Consider the following 22,567-nt stretch of genomic DNA (forward strand, 5'->3'; position numbering starts at 1 on the left):
CCTAGTTGTCCTCCTTGTTAAGCTTGAACTGTAAGATGCCCAAACCGCCCAGAACAACAAACATCAGCATTCCCAGCGCAGTCGCCGTACCATAATCCAGTCTTGTAAAAGCATATTTCACAATGAGCAGCGCATAGGTCAGCGTAGCATTGTTCGGTCCTCCGTCAAGCAGGGCCATCTGCGACTGGTACCCTTGAGAGGTAGCAATGATCTGCAGAATCAGCATGAGCAGAATCAGATTGCGCAGCGACGGCAGCGTAATATGGCGGATGCGGGCCCAGACTCCGGCTCCATCAATCTCAGCGGCTTCATACCAGTCCCTGGGAATACTGAGCACCGCAGCGAGATAGATCAGCATCCCCGAGCCGAATTGCTGCCAGGTCTCCATGAAGACAAGCGAGATCATCGACCACCTGGTATCCGTCAGGAAAGCGATCTGATCTGCCCCCGTGCTGCCAATCAGGGCATTAATCGGCCCGACTGGATCATACAGCCATCTCCATAGTCCGTACAAGACAACCGCTGGCATTACATAAGGCAAATACGCCGCTACGCGTACGAATCCGCCGAATTTCCTCAGCTCGGAGATCGCAATTGCAAAAGCAATCGGTACCCAGAAGCCGATCACAAGGCAGAGCAGCATGTAATACAGGGTATTCTTCACAGCGATCAGGACATCCGGATCCGTGAGTGCTCTGGCGTAATTGTCCATGCCTACGAATGTATTTCCTTTGACGAAGTCCACCGTGTAGAAGCTGTACAGGAATCCTTTGAAGATAGGCACCCACATAAACATAATAAAGATGATGATCGCGGGGACGAGGAACATAAAGCCCCAAAAATTCTTTTTCCAGCGGTTCTGTTTATACGGCTTGCTCTCGAGCTCCGCTGGCAGGTGATCATGTAACGCAGCAGACTGGTTCATTCTGGCTCCCTCATTCCTTTCGTCTTTCAGCACTTTCGCAAAGTGCTTCCTACCTTAATTGTAGAAAATGAGGGGGAGGCTGAACATGTCTATATCTATGGCAATCGTAAGCGTTCTTACTTCTTCAGTTCACTGGGGCTGATTCCGTAGTATTTTTTGAAAATCTTGCTGAAATGCTCCGGCGACTCATACCCCACCCGCTCGGCAATCTCATACCGGCGCAGATCGGTATTCAGAATCATCTCCCGGCTGTCCTCCATCCGCAGCTTGATGACATATTCCCACAGGTTATGGCCTGTATTTTTCTTGAACAGATAACTCAGATAGTTGGGGCTGACATGGTTCTTCTTGGCAACCTCATGGATCGTTAAGCCCTTCTGGGCGTAATTCCCGTCAATATACTCCTTGGCCTTCTGCACAATCAGATTGCTGTGCGTATGCAGCTCCTCGGGTGACGGATCAGCGGCATAGTTGTTCCAGTTGAAATCGCCATAGTAGAACACATAGTGATCGGCATGCTCTTTGTTCCATAGAATGGCCTTCGAGGCCTGGCGGTTCAGTACATCCATGAAGCTAATCCCCTTGAGAATCTGGCTGATGCCGATTACAGCATTCAGATGCAGATAGCGGTGGATATTGAAATGCAGACTGCGCCCGAGCACATCAAGCCGTCCTACCTGGCCGGTGGCCGATTCCTCGTAGCTCTTCTCATCCCACTGGATAATCACTGTAATCTCCTGGTCCGGTGAATAGAAGGCTGTAGAGTTCCACTCCTGATCGAGCAGCTCCTTGGCAATATTCAGGGCGGCATAACGCAGCAGACTGCGGTCACGGGAAGTATATTTCTGCTCACGCCGTTCTTCCGGCATGGGGAGCTTGATTTTGATGACGGCAAAAAATGGTCCCTGCAGCTTCAGCTCATCCAGCTTACGCAGCTCCTCCTCCCTCCCCAGCACTGAAGCGGTTTCGGCAAGCAGCGTATTCAGCAGTTCGCTATACTCCGGTAGAGGCTCCTCCAGGCGGAAGCTTTCACTGATCCCGTCCATGTAGGTGGCCAGCTCCGGTGACGGCTTATCCATCTTGAGGACTACACTGCGCACCGAATCAAGGAATTGCTCACTGTTCAGCGGCTTGATCAGATAATCCTTGGCTCCCAGCCGGACGGCCATCTGGGCATACTGAAAGGTCTCATGCGCAGAGATGACGATCGTCTGCACCCAGGGTTTGGCCATTTTGGCATGCTGCATCAGCTCGATGCCGCTCATCGCTCCCATCTGAATATCCGTAACGAGCAGATCAATCTCTTCCATCCGGATACAATCCAGTGCCTCAAATCCGCTGTTCGCGGTATAAATATGGTCAATATCAAGGCCTGAAGCGGCCAGCAGACTGCTTAGCCCTTTACAAATAAGCGGCTCATCATCAACAACCAGTATATTGAACACCTTGATCTCTCCTCTACTCTATAGTCTCTGATTTCGGAAGCGTCACTGTCACCACGGTTCCTCCGCCGGTACGCGGTCCGTAGCTGATCCCGTAATCCTGGCCGAAATGCAGATGCACACGCTGATTGATATTGCGTATACCATATCCGCTGGCCGGGTTGGGGCTTTCATCATTCAGTACATAGTCGATTGCCTTATAATCGACCTGCTTATAGCCGTTATCCTCAATGGTAATCAGAATCCTGTCATTCTGCAGAACGGAGGTGATGATGATTTCGCCGTCCTCATCCATATTTTTGACACCGTGAATAATGGCATTTTCGATTAACGGCTGCAGGGTGATCTTGGGAATCAGATTACTTTTGGTTTCAGGGGCAATATTCCAGATAACGGCGAACACATAGTCATACCGGTGCTGCTGCAGCTTGATATAGGCACTGGCATGCTCCAGCTCCTCCTCGAGCGTGATCAGCTCTCTCCACCGGCTTAAGCTGATCTTCATCAGCTTGGATAATTCCTTGATCATTTCCGCGGATTCCACATTGCCCTCCAGCGAGCTTTTCCAATAAATACTCTCCAGGGTGTTGTACAGTAAATGCGGATTGATCTGCTGATAGAGCAGCTGTAGCTGGGCTTCCTTCTGCTTGATCTCCATCTGGTATTTGTACATAATCAGGCTGTTGAGCCTGCGGGCCATATCATAGGTGGAAGCGATCAGCACACTGACCTCATCATTGCTGCCTCTCCGGGGAGTCTCGGGAACGCGGTTGCCAGGCTCATACTTGCGCACAAAAAAAGCCAGCTTCTGCAAAGGAGTCATCAGCGAACGCCAGAAGTAGGTGATAATGATCAGCCCAAACAGCGCGTAAGCAACGGTTATGTATTGAATGACACGTTTCATTTCGTTCTGCTGCTGCAGCAGCGCCTTGACGGGAACCTTATACACCAGCTTCTGCTCGAAGGCGTGATTGTTGTTGACTACATATATGAAGTCATCTGTGATGATATCCTCGGTCCCCTCCGGGTCACCGGCTTCAGAACCCTCTGGAAGAGCAATAACTTCCCCCGTTGAATTCGTAGTAGAGGCAAGCACGCGGTTGTTCATATCCGTCAAATAAATTTCCCCGTCCGGCAGGGAGATGGATTTCAGCGACTCTCCGATCTTCGATTCCATCTTGGTCACCACCAGCACGCCGATTGTGCCTGCACCTCTATAGATATTATTAACTGCCCTGACATAAGTGAGGGTCTTCAGATCCTCGGCCTGCGGGCTCAGCTTCTCCGTGAACATTAGATACCCGTGGCCTTTCTGCTGCACCACCTGCTCGAACCAATAAGGCATTTCACCCTTGGAGAAAAAATAAACCCCCGCCTTCTTCACCTGCGGGAAATTGGGAGCGAAAAAGTAATAGTTGTCCGGATCATACACGTACAGCGAATAGTAAATCCCGTCGCCCCGCTCGGCTCCCTGGGAGTAGCTGCCCAGCAGCTTCTCAATGGTTTCGTACCGTTCGACGCGTTCAAGCACCGGATCATCCCCGCTCATATTCAGCTGCTGCAGGATCGGATTCTGGATGACGGTCGTCGTTATTTTGTTAACCGTATCAATGTCTCTGTTAATGATGGCGAAATTCTGCTTGTTCAGCTCCACATAGGCATTGGTCACATGGCGCTTGAGAATCTCTTCCGCCTTATAGTTGCCGTAGCTGTTCAGAATCAGGATGGGCGAGATCATAATCAGGAACAGCAGAATCAGCTGCTGCTTGACGTTCAGCTTAACGATAGGTTTAATAAGCATCGACAACATCTGGATACACCTCCAGTTTCAATAATATAACAAACCTATAAGCGCTTACATAGGTTTATTTCAAAGTTCTTTATGTTCATTTGTATGGAGTTTCACCATTATTTTATTTAAACAAAAACCAGCCATAACACGAAGCTACCGTGTCAGACTGGTTTTATCACAATCATTCTCTATCGGGTTCGTTCTCAATCGTTCTCAAAAAAGCAAGCACAGCAACAATCATCTGCTCCAGCCCCCGTTGTTCAATCGGAAAATGACCGGCGCCTTCTAAACTCACATATTCTTTTCTGCTTTTGAGATTATCATAAAACGGTTTACTGAAGCGGTAAGGAGTCATAGGGTCTAATTGAGGATGAACAAGCAATACCGGACAACCCTCAAAATCCTCAGGTTTAATTACCGGTTTCATATTCAAGAACGTTCTTAGTAAGCGTAAGGGAATAGATGTTCCTGCCGCAAGGGGATCCTTCATAATGAGTCTGGTCAGTTCAGCGTTGTTCGTGATCCATTTCATCCGGGATATTTTATTCACAGAGATCTGCAAGGAGTCTAATAGGGAAGGGAATTGATTCATACACCATCCCCCTAACCGGCTAATAAGCTTGTTAGGAGCTAACTGATCACGAACTTTTGAATCACTCGTATCTACAAATGTTGTTGCAATTAACCCTTTGACCCGTTTACTTTGTACAGCCGTGTGATAAGCTAACATGCCTCCAATACTGGAGCCCAGCAGAATGATAGGCTTGCCGTCCCGTTTCAGCTCTTGATCGATCAATTCATTAAGGATGTCAATCCAGAGCTGATAATCCAATGATTCCGCTGAATCGGTATAGCTTAGACCATAAGGCGGCAGATCCGGCGACACTACTTCATAACCGTAGGTTTGCAGCATTCGTGCATAAGGAGCGAGCAACCTGCCGTTACCGCCAGCTCCATGAATGAAAATAATTTTCAATTGTGCATCAGGAACAGGCATACGATCCAGGTGAATATGAGCATTGTTCCAGGTCATCCACTCTTCTGTGGGTAAGTGATTTTCATTGATCTGCATGTCATCAGGGAAAAACTTTTGATATTGCTTCCAATAGGTCACCGACTGATTATAGGAAGAATCCTTATTCATAAATATGCCGTTCCTCTCTCAGGGGACCGGAATTTCTTTTTCCATAATATAATCATCCATGACGAATCCATTCCCGATATCCGCCATTTGTTCCCTTAGGGTCCGAAAGCCTTTTCTCTTATAGACTGCAATACTGGATTCATTATCACGATTGACCGTTAGCCAAATATGAGTCAGGTTTCTGTCTTGGCACAGCTTCTCCAGGAAGGCCAACGCCTGGCTGGCATAGCTGCGCCCCCTGTACTCCTTGCCTATATAAAACTTGCTCAAGAAGAGCTTTCCTTCCTCTTGTCTGGCCGAGATATAACCGGCTGTGGAGCCTTCACCGTTATGGATTAAGTAATATTCATAACCCTGATGATGGATCTGATCCGTAATCGCCGGAACCGATTGGAACTTTCCAAGCATATAATCGATCTGCTCGGCGGTAATAATGGAGACATAGTATTCGCGCCATATTTCCGCCGCCAATCGGGCAACCTCAGCGGTTTCTTCCGCTGTATGCACATGTGAAAATCTAAGCTTCATTATATGTACCTCCTTTGGGCGCGTACATAGAAGCAGACGCTCACGCTTTGGTATAACCGTTCAATTCCAGCCAGGATGCACAGGCATCGGTCCACGTCCGTGTATGCGGCTCATCGGCTCCTAAACCAATCCCGTGTATCCCATGTGAATAAATGTGAAGATCGAACGGAACACGGTGACGGCTCAGCCCTGCGGCGAACAGCAGGCTGTTCTCTACGGGAACGGAAGCGTCATCCGAGGTATGCCAGAGGAACGTTGGCGGAGTCTCTGCGCTCACCTGGAACTCACTGCTAAGCCGCAGCGGCAATTGCTCATCCGGGCTTGCTCCCAGCAGGTTCTCCTTCGAGCCCTGATGCGTTACCCCTTCGGTCATGGAAATGACCGGGTAGCATAGAATCAGCCGGTCCGGCCGGCTGGACAGCCGTTCGAGTGGCTCCGGGTGATCCGCATTCCCGAGATCATACAGCACACCGGCTGCAGAAGCGAGATGTCCACCGGCGGAGAAGCCCAGAATGGCCAGCCGGTCCGGATCAATTCCGAATTCATCCGCCCGGAAGCGGATCGTGCGCAGCGCTCTTTGCGCATCCTGCAGCGCACTCGGGTATTTATAAGGTGCAACACGGTAGCGCAGCACAAACGCTGAAATCCCGAGTGTATTCAACCATTCTGCAACCGGCCCTCCCTCGTGATCGGCACGCATCGCATAGCCGCCTCCCGGACAAATCACAACAGCGGCATTCTGCTTGCCTTCAACTAAATAAGGTGTAATCGCGGGCTGGTCCTCATCACTGGTTCCCAGCGCTCCAGGCGCACCCTCAGGCCATAGCAATAACGTTTCCATCATCATCCCTCAAGCTTTCCTTCTATAATAGAATAAGTAGTAGAGGAAATAAGTTCCTCTAGGCAATTCTATCAAGGTCTTACAGTTCATGCAATCCGGATACTACCAGATCAGCCTCCTTCAGCACTTCCCGTTTCCCGATGCCAACGACCTGTATTCCCGCAGCTTTCCCGGCGGCTACACCGGCCTCGGCATCCTCGAATACCACGCAGTCCTGCGGCTGCAGGCCCAGTTCCCGGCATGCAGTCTGAAACACTTCCGGGTCCGGCTTTGCCCTGGATACCTTATTGCCGTCAACAACGGCATCGAACAGCCCTGCAATATTCAGCTTATCCAGTATAAATACGGCATTCTTACTGGCTGAACCGAGGGCAACCCCTACACCGCGCGTTCTAAGACCGCTGAGGTATTCCTTGACACCAGGCAGCAGCTCCGATTCATCCAGTCCGGAGATGTATTCCACGTAAAGGCGGTTTTTCTTATCTGCCATGACAAGCTTCTCCGCTTCACTGAATTCCAGCCCGCCAATCTCCAGCAGGATATCCAGTGATCTCATCCGGCTTACACCCTTGAGCCGTTCATTATGCTCTTCCGTGAACTGGAATCCAAGCTCTTCTGCCAGCGAGCGCCACGCAAGATAATGATATTTGGCCGTATCTACAATTACACCGTCCAGATCAAAAATTGCACCTTTCATTTGCTCCAGCATCTGTTATATGTCCTCCTTATTGCTTCTTGTTTGCTTATACAAGCTGAGTTTAAGACTTCTGCGTAAATCCGCCCTGCATTTCAGATAATATTTGAAGTTCAGCCTCTTGCGCTTTACCCTTAGCCCGCAGCCGCAGCTGCATACCCGGACGGCACAGCTCTGGTTCGCCGCCGAAGCCGGCGAATGCTACAGCTTCGCTGTTGTCCGGCGCTGCGGTAACGGTGATCTCTTCCCGGCTGATCTGCAGCCGGAAGCTGTCTCCGCGCAGCACAACCGGCAGCTCCACTGCTTTCCACTCCTTAGGCAGCGCCGGATTCATCACAGCGGTCACGCCATCAAACTGCAGACCTGCGAAGCCGAGCACCGCTGCCATCCATGCACCGCCGTTCGCAGCCGGATGGGTTCCGCCGATATATAGATCGCCGACATACTGCTTCGATTCTCCGGTGAGATCTACAGTGGCAGTGCGCATGAAATACGGATATCCCCAGTCCGGTGAGCCGATATCTGCGGCAACAAGTGCATAGATGCACGGGCTGAGGCTTGATCCGTGCTCGGTACGCGGCTCATAGAATTCCCAGTTGGCCTGCTTCACTTCCTTGCTGAATTTGCCCTTGAACAGGTTCAGCATCAGCACGATATCAGCCTGCTTCAATATTCTTGTGGAGGTGGCCAGCCCGTTGCCTCCACCCCAGTATTCATGTTTGTTGATCACCCGTGATTTCAGCTCAGCCAGCGCAACCTCTTCCAGCTTCAGATAGCGGTCGAACTGTTCAATAACCAGAGTGTCCGGGTCCGGCTGCGGAACATAGAAATGCTCCAGCATATCTGTGAATTCAGCCAGGAACGGTCCGTCAGCAAACTGCCCTGCCAGCTCCGCATACACAGCAGGGTATTTGTCCTGCAGCAGACCCGCTGTCCGCAGTGCAATTTCCAGTGTCTCCTGCACCAGTGCATTGGTGAACGCATTATTGTTGACCCGCTCATGATATTCATCCGGTCCGGTAACATCCAGAATCTCATAACGTTTCTTCACCGGATTATAATAAGCATACGAGTACAAGAAGCGCGCACATTCCCAGATGACCTCAGCGCCGCCATCGGCAAGCATACTGTCATCTCCGGTGAACTGGATATACTGCCAGATCCCGTGCACGACATCTGCGCTGATATGCACTTGCTTATCCCGGAAATAGGTCCGCATTGGCCGTCCGGTAAACACATCATTCACATTGAACAGTGTGCAGGCATCATCTCCCGAATCCTGGCTCTCCCAGGCATAAAAAGCACCCAGATACCCATACTCAGCTGCCTTACGGCGGGCACCGTCCAGTGTATGGATGCGGTACATCATCAGATTGCGGGCAATGCCGGGATCACTATGCAGGAAGAATGGCAGCATGAACATTTCCGTATCCCAGAACACAGCCCCTTTATAGACTTGGCCGGATAGGCCGCGAGCAGGAATGGATACTTTCTCAGACAACGTTGGCGCAATAATCAGCAGCTGATAAATGCTGTACCGGAGAGCGAACTGCGCATCATCATCTCCTTCGATCACCACATCGCTGCTTAACCACCGCTCTTCCCATTTCCGGCAATGGGCTGCCAGCAGCTCTGCATAACCTGCCGCAGCCGCAGCCCTGACTGTTCGTACCGCCTGTACAGCAGGTTCCTCCTCCATGTCCAGCCCGGTGAACACGGCCACATATTTGTACCATTCATAAGTCTCTCCAGCCTTGGCGTCAAAAGAAACCGTACGGAGCGCTGCCTCTCCATGGATAAGCTGCTCTGCAAATGCGAAATCCGCCTGCTCAGCAACCGCCACCGGCAGCTGTAGTTCACCGGTAACAGCCGTTGCCAGTAGCACGCCTTCCTTCAGCTGAATCCGCTGCTCAAACAAATGGGGGCCGTTGATATCCCAGACCTCACCGTCAATCCCTGTCTTAATCTCTATCCGGCAATCCACCGTACTATGAATTGTCCATTTACCGGCCAGCACATGCAGCTGATCCATGCTGACGAACCGCTCAGCTGTGAGGGTCACCTGCCCGCCGTCCCGGATACTGAACACCGTCTCCCGCCGGTGGACTGCTGTGCGGAGTTCCAGGCTCTGTATATGAGCCTGCGGCTCCGTCTGCAGAACGCTAAGCACTTTCCCGTCACAGCTGATCATAGTGAACATTCCGTTGGGGGCATTCACCGGCTCACGCCACTTATCTCCCGCTCTGTCGTATAACCCGGCCAAGGTAACAGCCGTGAGCTGCTCCTTGCCGAACTCCTCGAGCACACCCCGGAATCCCATATACCCGTTACCGGTCATATATTTATTCCCGTTGGTCGTAATCCTGCCAGGTTCGAAGCTGCTTTCGCTTACGGTCCAGTTCATTATGCCATCATCCCTTCACCGAGCGGAAGCCTCGTACCTGCAGCATCCACTAGAACCAGCTGACCATAAATAGTAACTTCAGTGCTTCCACCCTCTATGGCTCTGAAGCTGACCGAATCTTTGTTCACAATAATTCCGAGCAGCACACCCTCATACCTCACCTGGAAGCTATAGGAGGTCCAGCGCTGCGGCAGTGTAGGCTGGAAGGACAGACGGGTACCATCAGAACGCATGCCGCCGAAGCCGTATACAATGTTCATCCAGGCTGCTGCAATCGAAGTTGTATGCAATCCTTCTCTGGTATTGCGGTTGTAGTTATCCAGATCCAGACGGGTTGCGAACTCGAAGAAATGATAAGCTTCCTCATGTTTGCCGACTTCACTGGCCAGAATGGAATGAATGGACGGCGAGAGTGAGGATTCATGGATACATCTGGATTCGTAGTATTCATAATTCGCAAGCTTGGCTTCTCTGGAGAACTGTCCGTTATATAAGAACATGAACATCAGCACATCCGGCTGCTTGATCATGTCATAACGGTACAGGCGGTCATACGACCAATTCGAGTAGAGCGGGAATTCGGTCACCGGAATCGAGTGAATATCGATATGAGGCATATCAAAGAATCCGTCATGCTCCTCATACACACCACTCTCTGTATCCAGCAGAATCTTCATATGCTCGCGTTTGTTGTCCCAATCGGCCAATTCCTCTTCGCGGAGCTCTGTTTTGGCAACAACGTCCGCATATGCTTCAGGTGCCTTCACCTTCATCCCGGCAATGGTTTCGAGCGTGAATTCAAATAATTTCTTAGCCATCAGATTGATATAGCAGTTATTGTTGACCATCAGCTGAAATTCGTCAGGTCCCATGACGCCGAAATAACCGTATTCTCCGCTGCGCTGACCCCACTGGCCGCGGGTCGCATAGAAGCGGCTGATCTGAATCAGCATCTCGGCGCCTTTGCTGTAGAGGAATTCCCGGTCACCTGTATTCTTCACATAATGCCAGATGCCATAGGAAACGGCTGTTCCGACATGCAGCTGAAGGTTAGAGTGCTGCCACAGATCACAGCTCTCAGTCCCGTCAATCGTGGCAATGGGATAAAAAGCGCCTTGGCAATCCACATCCTTCCCGCGCTGCATGGCTTCCGGCAGTGTCTTATAGCGGAACTCCAGCAGGCTGCGGGCCGCCTTCGGATTATTGAACATATAGAACGGCAGGCAGTAGGATTCCGTATCCCAGAAGGCCAGACCGCGGTATGCTTCACCTGTCAGCCCTTTGGCACCGATATTATAGCCCGGATGATCTCCATGATAGGTCTGATACAGCTGGAAAATGCAGAACCGGATGCCCTGCTGGTTCTCGGGATCGCCTTCAATAGAGATATCGCTGGTTGCCCAGATACCGCTCCAGTAAGAAGCTTGGTCAGCAAACACCTGTTGCTCATCCAGCCCGCTTACCCCTGCTGCAAGCTCCATACCTTCAGCCCAGAGGCTATCCGCCGTATGGGAAGCTTTGTTGTCCGCCGCATTCACGACGAGCTTGGTGAAAGAAGCCGGCTCTCCTTGAGACAGTTTAAGCGAGAATTTCCGTCCGATGAACCGGTCACGCTCCACAAGCTCTGTATTTAAAGGCTGGGAGGACTGAAGCATAAAACCGGAGAACAGCTTGTTCCCGGTTGTCAGCGTACTTCCCAGAATAGCTGTAACCGCTCCTTCGTCTCCGCTGCGCAGCTGCTTCCACATGCTCTGGCCGTGTTCTTCGTGGATCATGTTGAAATCAAGACCTGTACAGATATCTACACTCCCCGTGAAGTTAAGCGGCTCAAAGGTGATCTGCTGCAGACCCAGATGAGACAATGTCATACTTACCAGGCGCGTGAAGCTGATCTGCAGCTGTTTGCCGTCCGGCAGATGCCAGATGAATTCCCTCCGGTATGTCCCGGTACAGAAATCCAGTCTGCGGGAGTAATTCGTAACCTTGCTATGGGCCAGATCGAGCTGTGAGCCATTAACGGATATCCGGGTATACAGCCAGTCCACCGCATTTACCATATAACGTAATGACCGGATAATACCCTTATAATGGTTGCCGACATCCATCTGCTCGTTTAGCCCATTCAAGTAACTGCCAGGCAGTGAATCTCCGCTGTACCCTTCTTCGGCATACCCCCGCACGCCCATATACTCATTGCCCAGTGAAAAAATGGATTCCGAGGTCCGGTTACGCTCCGGATCAAAGCCCTCTTCTATAATCGCCCACGGATCGACCTTCAGATATTTGTCCGCCACTTTTGCCATATTTGATTTCTCCTTCTCTAGGGGAATGTTCCGCCCTTCCCGCAGTTGTCCACGGAGGTACGGACGCTCAGTTCCAGAGTATCTCTAAGCACCTTCAGGACCAAGGTCTGCTTATAACGGAGTTATGTGCATTTTTACGGAAATGGGGAAATCCTGCAGTGTGGGGTATAATATTTAAGACAATTCAGTGCTTTTTCCCGCAAAAACAAAAAAAGCCGCAAGCTCCCAGGATCTTTCCAGATTAGGAGGCAGCTGCTATAATATCCTGTAATACAGGTTTTGGACCCGCTTTTGGCGCGAAAACATATCATATCTCACATAAATGAAGTGAAAATTATCACAATGTAAAAAATTCGACACTTTTTCGCGAAAATTTTTACCCATAAAGAGGAATTTACATGTATAATTAATTTAAAATTTACTGAAAAACTGAGGGAATAAAGGGGATGTCGATTATGATAAAGGAACATTATAATGTTATCGAAGCCCGCGGCAATACAAACTGTTTCTCCGAACAGAATTTTAACCGGCTATTGGTCACAATGAAGGAGCGCATGGTCCCTGAAGGCTCTCACCTATTCTGGGAAGGCGACTATTCGGATAAATTGTTTTATATCAAACGTGGACGTGTGAAACTAACCAAATCAACTGACGAAGGCAAGGAACTAATCCTGTATATGTATCAGGCCGGTGACATGGTTGGTCAGGCAGACCCTTTCTTCAGCACGAAGCATAGCTTCACTGCCGAAGTAATTGAAGAAAGTGAAGTCGGCGTCATCGAGCAGAAGGATCTGGAGATTCTGATCTGCCAGCACTGTGATTTCGCGATTGACTTCATGAAATGGATGGGGATTCATCACCGTCTCACGCAGACGAAATTCCGCGACCTGATGATGTACGGCAAACCGGGTGCACTCTGCTCTACGCTGATCCGTCTGGGCAACACCTATGGAGAGAAGACCGGCGACAGCATTCTGATCAATAAAAAAATTACGCATACTGATCTGTCCAACATGATTGGCGCTACCCGCGAAAGTGTTAACCGTATGCTGAGCGATCTGCGTAAAAAAGACGCTGTAGAGTATGAGAACGGCATGATTGTCATCAAGGATCTGTCGATGCTTCAGGACATCTGCCACTGTGAATTATGCCCTAATGAAATTTGCCGGATTTAATTCCTAATAATAATACCCTCTATTCACCTCAATGAAACATATATGACCCAATAAATTAATAGAGTGGTCGAAGGCGCCCTGTCCGGCGTCTTTTTTTCTTGTCTGCTGAAGTGATTCCCGCGCTGCAAGCAATTCTACAAGGTCTTTATTTCCCAAAAATCATAGTATTCCGTCCTCATAGTCAGCTCATCCCCGCTAAGCCACTTCGCTGCCAGTACAGCTCCCGGTGAGGCCGAATCCAGCGTGATCCGGGCTAATTCCACCCATTCCATCCCGTTCGAATCCTGTTCTGCAAAAGCTGAAATAGCTGCTGGCTCCTGCTCCCCGTCCAATTCAACATGGTACAACGCTGCCAGATGATGCATATGCGTGAAGTCATCCTCCTGATAACGGACAAAAAAATCGAATATGCCCAGGTTTCGTTCTGCCTTGACTGCAAATCCGGTCTCTTCCATGAATTCTCTGACCAGGCCGTCAAGCAGCGATTCGTTCTCTTCGAGTCTTCCGCCAGGCAGATCGTACCTTCCGGTGTATGGCCCTCTTCCCTTATGAATTACCAGCAGCTTGCCGTCACGCTGGCAAATTCCATATACGCCAAAATGGTTAAAGCTCTTCATGACTGTCCACTCCCTGATTCGAGTCCTAAACAGCTTACCACAGATAGATTCTCCTTTCAGTGACAAAAAAGCCCCGCAGTAATTAAACTGCGGGGCTTCTAAATTAACTTATTTTCTTAGTCTGCATGGCAGTTGATACTTTACGGGGACTACGCACAGGTGAGATCAGCCAGTATGCCATGCCGACGAATACACCGCCGCCGATGATATTGCCTAGCGTAACCGGAATCATGTTATGCAGCCAGCCGGCAATGCTCACGGTCTCGGGATGATTCGGCAACAGTACTGCCACGCTGAGCAGCGTCATGTTCGCTACACTGTGTTCGTAGCCGCTTGCGATGAAGGCGAACAGGCACCACCAGATCAGCACCAGCTTCGCCGCTTCACTCTTGGCGCGGGAGGACATCCACAACGCCAGGCAGACCAGCCAGTTACAGAGAATACCGCGGAAGAACAGCTCCGAGAACGGCAGGCTCATCTTCTTGGCTGCTGCCGCGAAGATCAGATGCTCGGCAGGCGCCGCCTTAAAGAGACCCGATCCCTGAATCAGCAGGGCAAGAACCACTGCACCGGCTACATTGCCGAGGAATACCAGGACCCAGTTCTTCACGGTATCCCAGACCGTAGTTCTCCCGGCAAGCGTGCTTACCGTGAAGAACATATTATTTCCTGTGAACAGCTCCGAGCCAGCGAATACAACCAGGGTCAAGGCAATCCCGAAGGATGCGCCCATAATCAGCGGCTGGAGCGGTGACTTGATCGCTGCCAGCGGAGCCCCCAGTGAGAAGATCAGAATAATACCAATACCTACATAAGCTCCTGCCAGGAGTGCCGCCAAGAAATATTTGGGCAGGCTCTCATTCATCTTGTCGCGTTTGCCTACGGCTGTCTCAACGATATTCTCTACGCTCTGCGTAAACATATCTACACCTGCTCTTCTTTTAATTTATAGCCTTGCCACTGCCGCAGGCAGACTAACCTTGACGACTCCGTCCTCCACAACAACCGGATGGACTACTGCCTGACCGCGGTCCGGAGCCTGAACTTCTCCGGTCCGCAGATCGATTTTCCAGTCATGAAGCGGGTCATACAGATAATAGCCGGATACAATCCCCTCAGCGAGCGGACCGCCCTTCGGGTGGGGACTGTGGTTCTCCACGGCATAGAAAGTGCCATCCGATGTGCGGAATATTGCTAACTCCACCTCTCCTGCATTTACTACCCGGCCAATCTGCAGCATGAAATCGTCTGCGGCTCCTACTGCATACTCTCGATTACTGAGTTCCATAATTTTCTCTCCCTCTCCCTTCAGGCTAGACCCGTGTCTGTTCGAACAATGCTGTGCGGGTACCGTTGTCATCCAGCATCTTTTTCCATGGATCGCTGACTTGTGCCAGGGCGAAGTCAATCCGTGCAGCGAGTTCTTTCCGGTTGTCATCACTGCCCAGAATAACGGTCTGGATATGCTCAAGGCCCATACGTTCTACCCATTCTGAAGTTCTCTCCAGGTAATTGCCGGTTTCACGGTAATACTGCATTACGGCGGAGCAGACCTCGACCAGCTCTTCATCGGTTCTTACCTTGCAGAAGGCATCAGCGATCCGTGGCTTAATGCCGCCGTTTCCGCCGATAAATACTTCCCACCCGCCGTCATTGCCGACAATGCCGATATCCTTCGTGCAGGATTCTGCACAGTTACGCGGACAGCCGTTAACCGCCATTTTGAACTTAGCCGGCATATCCAGGCGCTCATACTTGCGCTCAAGCATAGCGCCCATGCCCATGGAATCCTGTGTGCCAAAACGGCAGAACTGCGAACCTACACAGGTCTTCACAGTGCGCAGGGATTTCGCATAGCCATAGCCGGACGGCATATCCAGCTCCTCCCACACCTTCGGTACATCCTCTTTTTTGACACCGATCAGATCCAGACGTTGCCCGCCGGTCACCTTCACAACCTTCACATCATATTTCAGGGAAACATCGGCAATCCGTTTCAAATCCTCGGGAGTGGTAACCCCTCCGTACATCCGCGGAATAACCGTATAAGTTCCATCCTTCTGAATATTGGCGCTCATCCGTTCATTAACGAAGCGCGATTCCTTCTCGTCCTCATGGGTGTCCGGATAGATCATACCCAGATAATAGTTCACAGCAGGACGGCATTTAGAACAGCCTTCCGGCTGCTTCCAGTCCAGCACATGCATAACTTCTTTGGTGGTTTTGAGCCCTTTAGCCGTAATTTCGGCTACAATCTCATCCCGGCTAAGCGGGGTGCAGCTGCAGATCCCCTGCTTGGCGCTTTGCTGGAAGCTGTCCCCTAATACGAACTGCAGAATCTGCTCAACAACTGGCTTACAGCCGCCGCAGGAACGGGTAGCTCCGGTGCAGGCTTTGATTTCATCCACTGTAGTGAAGCCATTCTCCGTAACGGCATCAACAATCGCCTTTTTGGTAACCCCGTTGCAGCCGCAGACAATCTCTTCATCGGCCATTGCTTCAACGGATAGACCTTTCTTGGCTCCGCCTCCGCCGCAGCAGCCTGTGCCCATGACCTCTCCATAGATCTCATCGGTCATTTCTGTTCCCTGCTTCACCAGCTTCTGCAGGCTCGCTGATTCCGTTACATCACCGAACAGAACCGCACCGACAATAATATTGTTTTTGAGCAGAATCTTCTTATAGGTTCTCTTCCACTCATCCTTGGCGGATATGACGGTATGCTCCGCTGTTTCGGTGAACTCTCCGGCCGAGAAAACATCAACACCGGAAATCTTGAGTTTCGTCGCGACAACCGAACCTTCGTATCCCGGAGTCTGCACACCAGACAAATGCTTGGCCAGTACCATCCCCTGCTCGAAAAGCGGCGCTACCAGACCATAGCAGGTCCCCCGGTGCTCTGTACATTCACCGACAGAATACACGTTAGCCATGGAGGTCTGCAGATAGTCATTAACGACAATCCCGCGGTTAACCTCGATGCCGCTATCCTTGGCAAGCTGAACATTAGGTTTAATTCCGACTGCCATTACCACAAATTCTGCGGGCAACTCACTGCCGTCACTGAAGCGCAGCCCGGTAACCCGCTCTTCTCCAGTCAATTCGACCGTCTGCTTGCCCATGGCGAATTTCACACCTTGACGCGCAAGCTCCGCCTGCAGCATGGAAGATGCCGTACGGTCCAGCTGCCGTTCCATCAGATCCTCAAGCAGATGTACAACGGTAACGTCCATCCCCAGATTCACGAGGCCTTTGGCTGCTTCAAGACCAAGCAGACCGCCGCCGATAACAGCCGCCGTGCGGTACTGCTTCGCTGCAGCCAGCATGGCATCGCAATCTGCGATATCACGGAAGCCGACTACCCCGTCCTTTGTACTGCCCGGAACAGGTAATATAAACGAATTAGAACCTGTAGCAATGATAATCTTGTCGTAATGAACCGCCTGTCCGTTATCTGTAATCACTTGCCTGGTTTGTTCATCAATCCGGATGACAGTCGTTCCAGTATGCAGGGTAATATGGTTATCCTCATACCACTGACGGTCATTCAGGATAATATCTTCAATGGTTTTACTGCCTTCAAGAACATAGGACAGCATAATCCGGTTGTAATTGGGATGCGGCTCACTGCCGAAAATCGTGATATCATAAGCGCCGCCCAGCTTTAAAATCTGTTCAATAGTGCCTACACCCGCCATGCCATTGCCAATCAGCACTAACTTTTCTCTGTTCGCTGTCACTGGTAGGACCCTCCTTCAAAACTCAGATTTCTTCATAAACTTGCTGTATAGTGAAATTATACTGTCCAAAATTCCCCGGCATTTGTGATTCCAGTCACATTAAATGTGAAACATTTCACATAAAGTAAAAGACACAAAAAAAGGACCCCGCGCACTCGGCACAGAAATCCTTGTATCTGATAAAACGGATTCCGCTATCGTAATTACCTCAGAACCAGTGATATCTCCAGCTTGTCCTGCGGTCTGAGCTTCATATCCACCCCATTGCCCAGCAGCGCTTTGTCATTAACCTTCAGTTTCCACTCCTCACTGCTGAGTGGCGTGTAATCCATTACGGTAAGAATCGTCTTGTTATTTTCTGCCAGCTTAATCATCCCGCTGTTCTTCATAAGTCCCTTCACTGACAAATCTTCCGTAAAGGACAGCACATGCGAATGCGTCAGCTCAGGCTGTTCACTCCCGCCGTTCACCGTAAGGATAACCGGTTGAAATAACGCCCCGGCTGCGGCCGGCTGTGCAGAGAAGAGAATCGCCGCTCCAGCCTCGATTTTACTGTTCAAATCCGTAAGCTTCTTGCTGTTCACCTGTACTTCCCACATCATATCCTGACTAAGCGCAACTCTATTGACCTCAAGAATACTATAGCCGTCTGCAGCAAAAGTAACGATCCCGCTCTTTCTCAGCAGTTCTATGATGGAATTACCTTCTTTATAAGCTTCGTTAAGCAGTCTGCCGGAGGTTCCTGCCATTTCACGTTCACCCACCAGAATTGAAAAAGATAGTCCTGTGCTTCCGCTTCCGGTGTTGCCCCCGGTGTTTCCCGGTCCCAGAACCGAGCTGCAGCCGCTGGCTGTGATTATAAAAACAAGGCACAGCAGTAAGCGCCCCATCCATTTCGTGGACATTCCACGGCACCGCCTTCTTATGTAATATCCCTGACTCTTTAAGGATACCGCATAGAAGACCTGTTCTCAAATTATTTCTGTCATGTAGCAATCATCGGTATAATCTTCCAAGTTAAAAGGTCTCATGCTATAATCACAGAAGCAATAGAAGGCTTACAAGGGCGGTCGGCTATTCTCCCGGAAGGGAGGTGAGGCCAATGGAGGTTTATCAAGCTTTGTCACTGATGTTCATGTTCGGCATGTTCATTATTGCTCTGCTTAACTACCTCAAAAAGAAATAGACCGCCCTGGTCAAAGGATGCGGTCTGTTTCTGCTAAACCATATTCCAAGCCTCCGCCCTTAAAAGCGGCTGTTGCAAATGGGGAGTCGTGTTGGTCGCACGGCTCTCTTTGCATTGTACGCTGTTTCTGAATCGAGTATACCACAGAGATCGATGAAAGTTAACTCGGCTGACCGGCATTAGAACTGTGCCTCCTAATTCTTGCATTATTATCGCATTCTAGAGTAAAGGGCTGGATTTAAACCAGCCCCTCCTCATCAAACCGTACGTGAGGTTTTCCCTCATACGGCTTTCCGATGTTTGTCATTCATGGGCATGCAGATTACAACAGCGTTTTTAGTCCATATTGCTTGGCACTATACTTAACTTCAGAAACTGAACTCATCCATCTCCCGCGTTGTCTCTTCTTCGCATACCACCGTGTGAATCTCTGCAAGATATACCAGTCAAGCTTGGCTAACCTCTTCTGGCTGTAGTTCGTGTAATAGTAATTTCTCCATCCTTGAATCTTTGGATTGAGCCATTCCACATGCTCCACGAATGATCTTGAGCGCATACTCGGCGGTGCTAATCTTTCTTTGACCACTCCTCGAATACGTTCCTCTGCCTTCTTTGTTAGCCACTGCTGCGTGGTGTAGTACACCTTCCCTTGAGAAGTCTCTGCTTTCGTTTTTCGGTGGTGCATCCCTAAGAAGTCGAACCCTTCGTCTCCTGTCCATAGGCCTACAATACGGGTTTTGGTTGGATGTAAGGTCAGTTCCAGACGTTCCATGATTCTGCCTATGAGCTCATAGGCATGCTCGGCGTCCTTTTTGGATTTACAGACCACAACAAAGTCGTCTGCATACCTTGTCAGTTCTCCCAATCCACTTCCGTGTTTCTCCCACAGTCGGTCAAAATAGTTCAAGTAGATGTTCGCCAGAAGCGGTGAAATGACGCCACCTTGCGGTGTACCTAAATCGGATCGCCTTACGTTTCCTTCTTCCATGACTCCCGCCTGTAACCACTTCCGTATTACCTTTAGGATCCGCCTGTCATTAATACGCATTTGTACCAATTTCATAAGCTTCTCCTGATTAATATTGTCGAAGTAGCCTTGGATATCGACGTCGACTACCCAATTCCCTTTGCGGTTGCAGGCTTTCCGGATTCGATCTAGCGCTCCTTTTGCACTTCGTTTCGGGCGAAATCCGAAGGATACATCTTCGAAGTCTGCTTCGAAGATGGGTTCAATCACGAGTTTCGTTGCCATCTGCACTACTCGGTCGCGCACGGTGGGTATGCCCAGCGGTCTTGGCTTCCCGTCTTTCTTCGGGATATAGTGCCGTCGTACGGGCTGCGGATGGTAATTGCCTTCTTTCAATGCTCGCTCGCATTCCTTGAGGAACCTTGTTTCTCCTTGTTCCACAATATCTGCAAGCGTCACCTCATCTACTCCGGCCGCTCCCTTATTTGCTTTCACCCGTTTCCAGGCTTCGCACAGCACATCCCACCGATAGACTTTGTCGTACAACGCATGGAATTTACGCTTACTGTTCTCCTTGGCCGCCTGACCTAGCTTTTCTTGGAGTTCTTGAACTTTTTCCTTGGGTGTCGTTAGCCGTTTGGCATTCACTCACTCGTACCTCCTCCAAAAGCATAAACAAAGCAGGGCTCCTTCCCTCCCTAAGGTTATGTTGTCCTTAGGTTCTTCGGTACTATGAGCCCCTCGGACTCCCTTCCCACAGACGGTTCATTTCGTCTTCTGGACTTATAGAGCGCCTCTTTACGGGTTCCTAAAAAAAAATCCCGTGTGGGGGAGGGTCTCCCCAGTTCACTGCATTATCTTTCAACCCATGCCGTTCCCTATACGCCGGAGGATTCTTCACTGCTGATCCAAGTTCTGTACAGTTTCCTTGGCCTTCGTCCAGTATAGCGAGACTCGGCATCCTCTCTTCCCCTTCGCAGGGCCTTTTTGACGACGCGGCAGGATTCACTTGATGTTGCGGCCTGGGTTGTTGCTCGCCCGGTCTCTGACCCGTACTTTTGTCGATGCGCTTTTACACACAGATTTCGCCATGCGCAAGCATCCTAGCTACAAAGGTGGCTTGGCCCCTCCTTTGATTGGACTTTCACCAATTAGATAATGCGTGCCTCTGGGCACGCCTATATAATAAAAAAGTCCCCGGAGGGACTTTCCGTAGCAATACATTTTATTGATAACGCAGGAACAGGTTATTGTTCTCCAGATGCACATGCTCGAAGGTCATACCTTCCAGCTCCTCAAGGCGTGCATAGGTCAGGCGGTAAGTCGTGCAGGCATGCGCAGGCGGTGTGTAATCATTGGTTACCCGGCGGAGCTCGCGGAGGATCTCACCGGCACCATCGTGCTCGGCTTCCAGATTATGCAGAAGGCCGCGCAGCTCCGATAGGCCTTCTTCAGTCGGGTTCTGTGTGTAGGCCAGCATTTTAGGGAATTCGCTCTCTTCTTCCTTCGCCGTATGCTGAAGCAGATCTTCGCGCAAAAGATTAAACAGGCGGTGCATCTCGCCCAGATGCGGAGAATCCTCGCCATGCACGCGGAAGACTTTGGTTACATTCTGGCTGATTAGCGGAAGCTCTTCACGCAGGTAGCGGTGATGCTTGTTCACAATATAATTCACCAGCTCTTCAGAGGAGGCCTCGTTCCAGGCTGTATCCTCTTCCAGTACCGGATGCTCTTCCTGCAGCTTGTTCAGATCCTGAATCATCGCTTCCGGATCAAGCCCTTTCTCGGCAGCAGCTTCAGCCAGCGGCTTCCCGCCTCCACAGCAGAAATCAATGCGCTTAGCCTTGAAATAATCCGCAGCCTTAGGGAACTGCAGGACGATGTCTCTGACCATTGCTTCAGAGGTGAAACCTGATTGAATTGTTATATCGTTTAATTGATTGGACGCCATTGTGGCCCCTCCTCATGTTATGGGTATAGGTTTTTAGTTGCTGATCACCTTTACACCTTAACACCGGCAGGAGGATGGACTAGTGATTGTACGCACTGGATATATAAAATTTTATTGAACGGAATGAATATAAAAAAATCCACCATGTATAATATAGTAGACATAATGTTAAATATATATTACAATCTACGCGAGGTGAGGGAATGGGGAAAAACCTGAGGCTTAAGGCCTCAAGAGCGGCAAAAGACATGTCGCAGAAGCAGCTGGCGGATGCTGTGGGAGTCACCAGACAGACGATTATTGCAATTGAGAACGGTGACTACAATCCCACAATCAGGTTATGTATTGATATTTGCCTAACACTGGGTAAGACGCTGGATCAACTTTTTTGGGAGGGAACTGAGTATGAGCAAAGCTAACCTGGACGAAAGACAACTGTTGAAGCGGAACAAAGCGGGGAATCAGTCATTTATGTTACTGGCCTTCCTGCTGTTGGCGGATATGGGCCTGCATAATTACGGAATACAGTGGCTCAAGTATCCATTGAGTAATTATGTTATTTTTATGATTGGTGTCGGCTCCTATCTGGTACGTCTGATCTGGAACGGTTCCTATGTAGGACCTGGACGGGAGGGCCTGACAGCTAATAGCAGAAGCGCAGCCGTTATCCTTCTAGCAATTCTGATTGCAGTATGCATCATTATTGCCGCGCGCATGAGTCCATCCCCGATAATACCAGACGGTAGTGCAAGCGGAAACGCAATTCTGATTATATCTGCAGCAGTTGGAGTGGTGATCTTAAGTTTGGTTCTTTGGATTAGAAGAAGGAATAACCGGGATGAGGCGTAAAAAGTACCT

General features: G+C 50.1%; 20 protein-coding genes. 4 read left to right on the forward strand and 16 right to left on the reverse strand.

The annotated features are described in order from the left end of the window. Position 1: 1 nt before the first annotated feature. The 9 genes from P40081_RS23790 to P40081_RS23830 form a co-directional block, all read right to left on the reverse strand. Positions 2 to 829: a carbohydrate ABC transporter permease gene (locus P40081_RS23790; RefSeq protein WP_144026132.1), complete on the reverse strand. Its 828-nt coding sequence runs from the start codon at positions 827 to 829 to the stop codon at positions 2 to 4. 212 nt (positions 830 to 1,041) lie between these two features. After that, entirely contained in the window at positions 1,042 to 2,370 is a 1,329-nt protein-coding gene (locus P40081_RS23795) for a response regulator (protein WP_042138764.1), read from the reverse strand. A 13-nt stretch (positions 2,371 to 2,383) separates the two neighbouring features. Then, positions 2,384 to 4,177, reverse strand: coding sequence for a cache domain-containing sensor histidine kinase (locus P40081_RS23800; RefSeq protein WP_042138765.1), 1,794 nt, complete (start codon positions 4,175 to 4,177; stop codon positions 2,384 to 2,386). Positions 4,178 to 4,340: 163 nt separating this feature from the next. Next, on the reverse strand, positions 4,341 to 5,303 hold the full coding sequence (locus tag P40081_RS23805) for an alpha/beta hydrolase (protein WP_042138766.1): 963 nt from the start codon (positions 5,301 to 5,303) through the stop codon (positions 4,341 to 4,343). 18 nt (positions 5,304 to 5,321) lie between these two features. Then, positions 5,322 to 5,831 (reverse strand): GNAT family N-acetyltransferase, encoded by a 510-nt coding sequence (locus tag P40081_RS23810; RefSeq protein WP_042138767.1) that lies wholly within the window; start codon positions 5,829 to 5,831, stop codon positions 5,322 to 5,324. Positions 5,832 to 5,871: 40 nt separating this feature from the next. Then, entirely contained in the window at positions 5,872 to 6,672 is an 801-nt protein-coding gene (locus P40081_RS23815) for an alpha/beta hydrolase (protein ID WP_042141373.1), read from the reverse strand. A 79-nt stretch (positions 6,673 to 6,751) separates the two neighbouring features. Continuing rightward, positions 6,752 to 7,381: a beta-phosphoglucomutase gene (gene pgmB / locus P40081_RS23820; RefSeq protein WP_042138768.1), complete on the reverse strand. Its 630-nt coding sequence runs from the start codon at positions 7,379 to 7,381 to the stop codon at positions 6,752 to 6,754. 49 nt (positions 7,382 to 7,430) lie between these two features. Beyond that, complete coding sequence (locus P40081_RS23825) at positions 7,431 to 9,770, reverse strand: glycosyl hydrolase family 65 domain-containing protein (RefSeq protein WP_063779803.1); 2,340 nt, start codon at positions 9,768 to 9,770, stop codon at positions 7,431 to 7,433. Then, positions 9,770 to 12,073 (reverse strand): glycoside hydrolase family 65 protein, encoded by a 2,304-nt coding sequence (locus P40081_RS23830; protein WP_042138769.1) that lies wholly within the window; start codon positions 12,071 to 12,073, stop codon positions 9,770 to 9,772. Before P40081_RS23830 ends, P40081_RS23825 begins: the two co-directional genes overlap by 1 nt. A 455-nt stretch (positions 12,074 to 12,528) precedes the next feature. Between P40081_RS23830 and P40081_RS23835 the strand changes: the two genes are divergently transcribed. Beyond that, positions 12,529 to 13,248, forward strand: a complete 720-nt coding sequence (locus P40081_RS23835; RefSeq protein ID WP_216626496.1) for a Crp/Fnr family transcriptional regulator — start codon at positions 12,529 to 12,531, stop codon at positions 13,246 to 13,248. A gap of 134 nt (positions 13,249 to 13,382) precedes the next feature. Here P40081_RS23835 and P40081_RS23840 read toward each other — a convergent pair whose 3' ends face one another. The 5 genes from P40081_RS23840 to P40081_RS23860 form a co-directional block, all read right to left on the reverse strand. Then, entirely contained in the window at positions 13,383 to 13,865 is a 483-nt protein-coding gene (locus P40081_RS23840; protein WP_042138770.1) for an NUDIX hydrolase, read from the reverse strand. 103 nt (positions 13,866 to 13,968) lie between these two features. Next, positions 13,969 to 14,787 carry a formate/nitrite transporter family protein gene (locus P40081_RS23845; RefSeq protein WP_042138771.1) on the reverse strand — a complete coding sequence of 273 codons (819 nt, stop codon included), beginning with the start codon at positions 14,785 to 14,787 and terminating at the stop codon, positions 13,969 to 13,971. 24 nt (positions 14,788 to 14,811) lie between these two features. Then, on the reverse strand, positions 14,812 to 15,153 hold the full coding sequence (gene nirD, locus P40081_RS23850; RefSeq protein WP_039295419.1) for a nitrite reductase small subunit NirD: 342 nt from the start codon (positions 15,151 to 15,153) through the stop codon (positions 14,812 to 14,814). A gap of 25 nt (positions 15,154 to 15,178) precedes the next feature. Further along, positions 15,179 to 17,605: a nitrite reductase large subunit NirB gene (gene nirB / locus P40081_RS23855; protein WP_076245662.1), complete on the reverse strand. Its 2,427-nt coding sequence runs from the start codon at positions 17,603 to 17,605 to the stop codon at positions 15,179 to 15,181. A gap of 203 nt (positions 17,606 to 17,808) precedes the next feature. Further along, entirely contained in the window at positions 17,809 to 18,510 is a 702-nt protein-coding gene (locus P40081_RS23860; protein ID WP_042138772.1) for a hypothetical protein, read from the reverse strand. A 230-nt stretch (positions 18,511 to 18,740) separates the two neighbouring features. Here P40081_RS23860 and P40081_RS40115 point away from each other — a divergent pair, with 230 nt between their 5' ends. After that, positions 18,741 to 18,791, forward strand: a complete 51-nt coding sequence (locus P40081_RS40115) for a hypothetical protein (protein WP_229521449.1) — start codon at positions 18,741 to 18,743, stop codon at positions 18,789 to 18,791. Between the two features lie 322 nt (positions 18,792 to 19,113). Here the strand turns inward: P40081_RS40115 and ltrA are convergent, their stop codons facing one another. Continuing rightward, positions 19,114 to 20,406, reverse strand: coding sequence for a group II intron reverse transcriptase/maturase (gene ltrA / locus P40081_RS23865; RefSeq protein WP_042132671.1), 1,293 nt, complete (start codon positions 20,404 to 20,406; stop codon positions 19,114 to 19,116). Between the two features lie 577 nt (positions 20,407 to 20,983). Further along, complete coding sequence (gene ric, locus P40081_RS23870; protein WP_042141376.1) at positions 20,984 to 21,679, reverse strand: iron-sulfur cluster repair di-iron protein; 696 nt, start codon at positions 21,677 to 21,679, stop codon at positions 20,984 to 20,986. A 233-nt stretch (positions 21,680 to 21,912) separates the two neighbouring features. Here ric and P40081_RS23875 point away from each other — a divergent pair, with 233 nt between their 5' ends. Together P40081_RS23875 and P40081_RS23880 are read left to right on the forward strand one after the other, a co-directional pair. Further along, the gene (locus P40081_RS23875) at positions 21,913 to 22,128 is read left to right on the forward strand and encodes a helix-turn-helix transcriptional regulator (RefSeq protein ID WP_042138773.1); all 216 of its coding nucleotides are present in this window, start codon (positions 21,913 to 21,915) and stop codon (positions 22,126 to 22,128) included. Beyond that, entirely contained in the window at positions 22,115 to 22,558 is a 444-nt protein-coding gene (locus P40081_RS23880) for a hypothetical protein (RefSeq protein WP_042138774.1), read from the forward strand. The genes P40081_RS23875 and P40081_RS23880 overlap by 14 nt, the downstream gene beginning before the upstream one ends. Positions 22,559 to 22,567 lie beyond the last annotated feature (9 nt).

The sequence above is a fragment of the Paenibacillus sp. FSL P4-0081 genome (genome assembly GCF_000758565.1).
GTDB classification, from domain to species: Bacteria; Bacillota; Bacilli; order Paenibacillales; family Paenibacillaceae; genus Paenibacillus_AQ; species Paenibacillus_AQ phytohabitans.

Coding starts and splice junctions, on each gene's coding strand:
- P40081_RS23790 (WP_144026132.1), bottom strand. CDS start 829: ATGTTCCTCGTCCCCGCGATCATCATCTTTATTATGTTTATGTGGGTG.
- P40081_RS23800 (WP_042138765.1), bottom strand. CDS start 4,177: ATGTTGTCGATGCTTATTAAACCTATCGTTAAGCTGAACGTCAAGCAG.
- P40081_RS23805 (WP_042138766.1), bottom strand. CDS start 5,303: ATGAATAAGGATTCTTCCTATAATCAGTCGGTGACCTATTGGAAGCAA.
- P40081_RS23810 (WP_042138767.1), bottom strand. CDS start 5,831: ATGAAGCTTAGATTTTCACATGTGCATACAGCGGAAGAAACCGCTGAG.
- P40081_RS23815 (WP_042141373.1), bottom strand. CDS start 6,672: ATGGAAACGTTATTGCTATGGCCTGAGGGTGCGCCTGGAGCGCTGGGA.
- pgmB (WP_042138768.1), bottom strand. CDS start 7,381: ATGCTGGAGCAAATGAAAGGTGCAATTTTTGATCTGGACGGTGTAATT.
- P40081_RS23825 (WP_063779803.1), bottom strand. CDS start 9,770: ATGAACTGGACCGTAAGCGAAAGCAGCTTCGAACCTGGCAGGATTACG.
- P40081_RS23830 (WP_042138769.1), bottom strand. CDS start 12,073: ATGGCAAAAGTGGCGGACAAATATCTGAAGGTCGATCCGTGGGCGATT.
- P40081_RS23835 (WP_216626496.1), top strand. CDS start 12,529: ATGATAAAGGAACATTATAATGTTATCGAAGCCCGCGGCAATACAAAC.
- P40081_RS23840 (WP_042138770.1), bottom strand. CDS start 13,865: ATGAAGAGCTTTAACCATTTTGGCGTATATGGAATTTGCCAGCGTGAC.
- P40081_RS23845 (WP_042138771.1), bottom strand. CDS start 14,787: ATGTTTACGCAGAGCGTAGAGAATATCGTTGAGACAGCCGTAGGCAAA.
- nirD (WP_039295419.1), bottom strand. CDS start 15,153: ATGGAACTCAGTAATCGAGAGTATGCAGTAGGAGCCGCAGACGATTTC.
- P40081_RS23860 (WP_042138772.1), bottom strand. CDS start 18,510: ATGTCCACGAAATGGATGGGGCGCTTACTGCTGTGCCTTGTTTTTATA.
- P40081_RS23875 (WP_042138773.1), top strand. CDS start 21,913: ATGGGGAAAAACCTGAGGCTTAAGGCCTCAAGAGCGGCAAAAGACATG.
- P40081_RS23880 (WP_042138774.1), top strand. CDS start 22,115: ATGAGCAAAGCTAACCTGGACGAAAGACAACTGTTGAAGCGGAACAAA.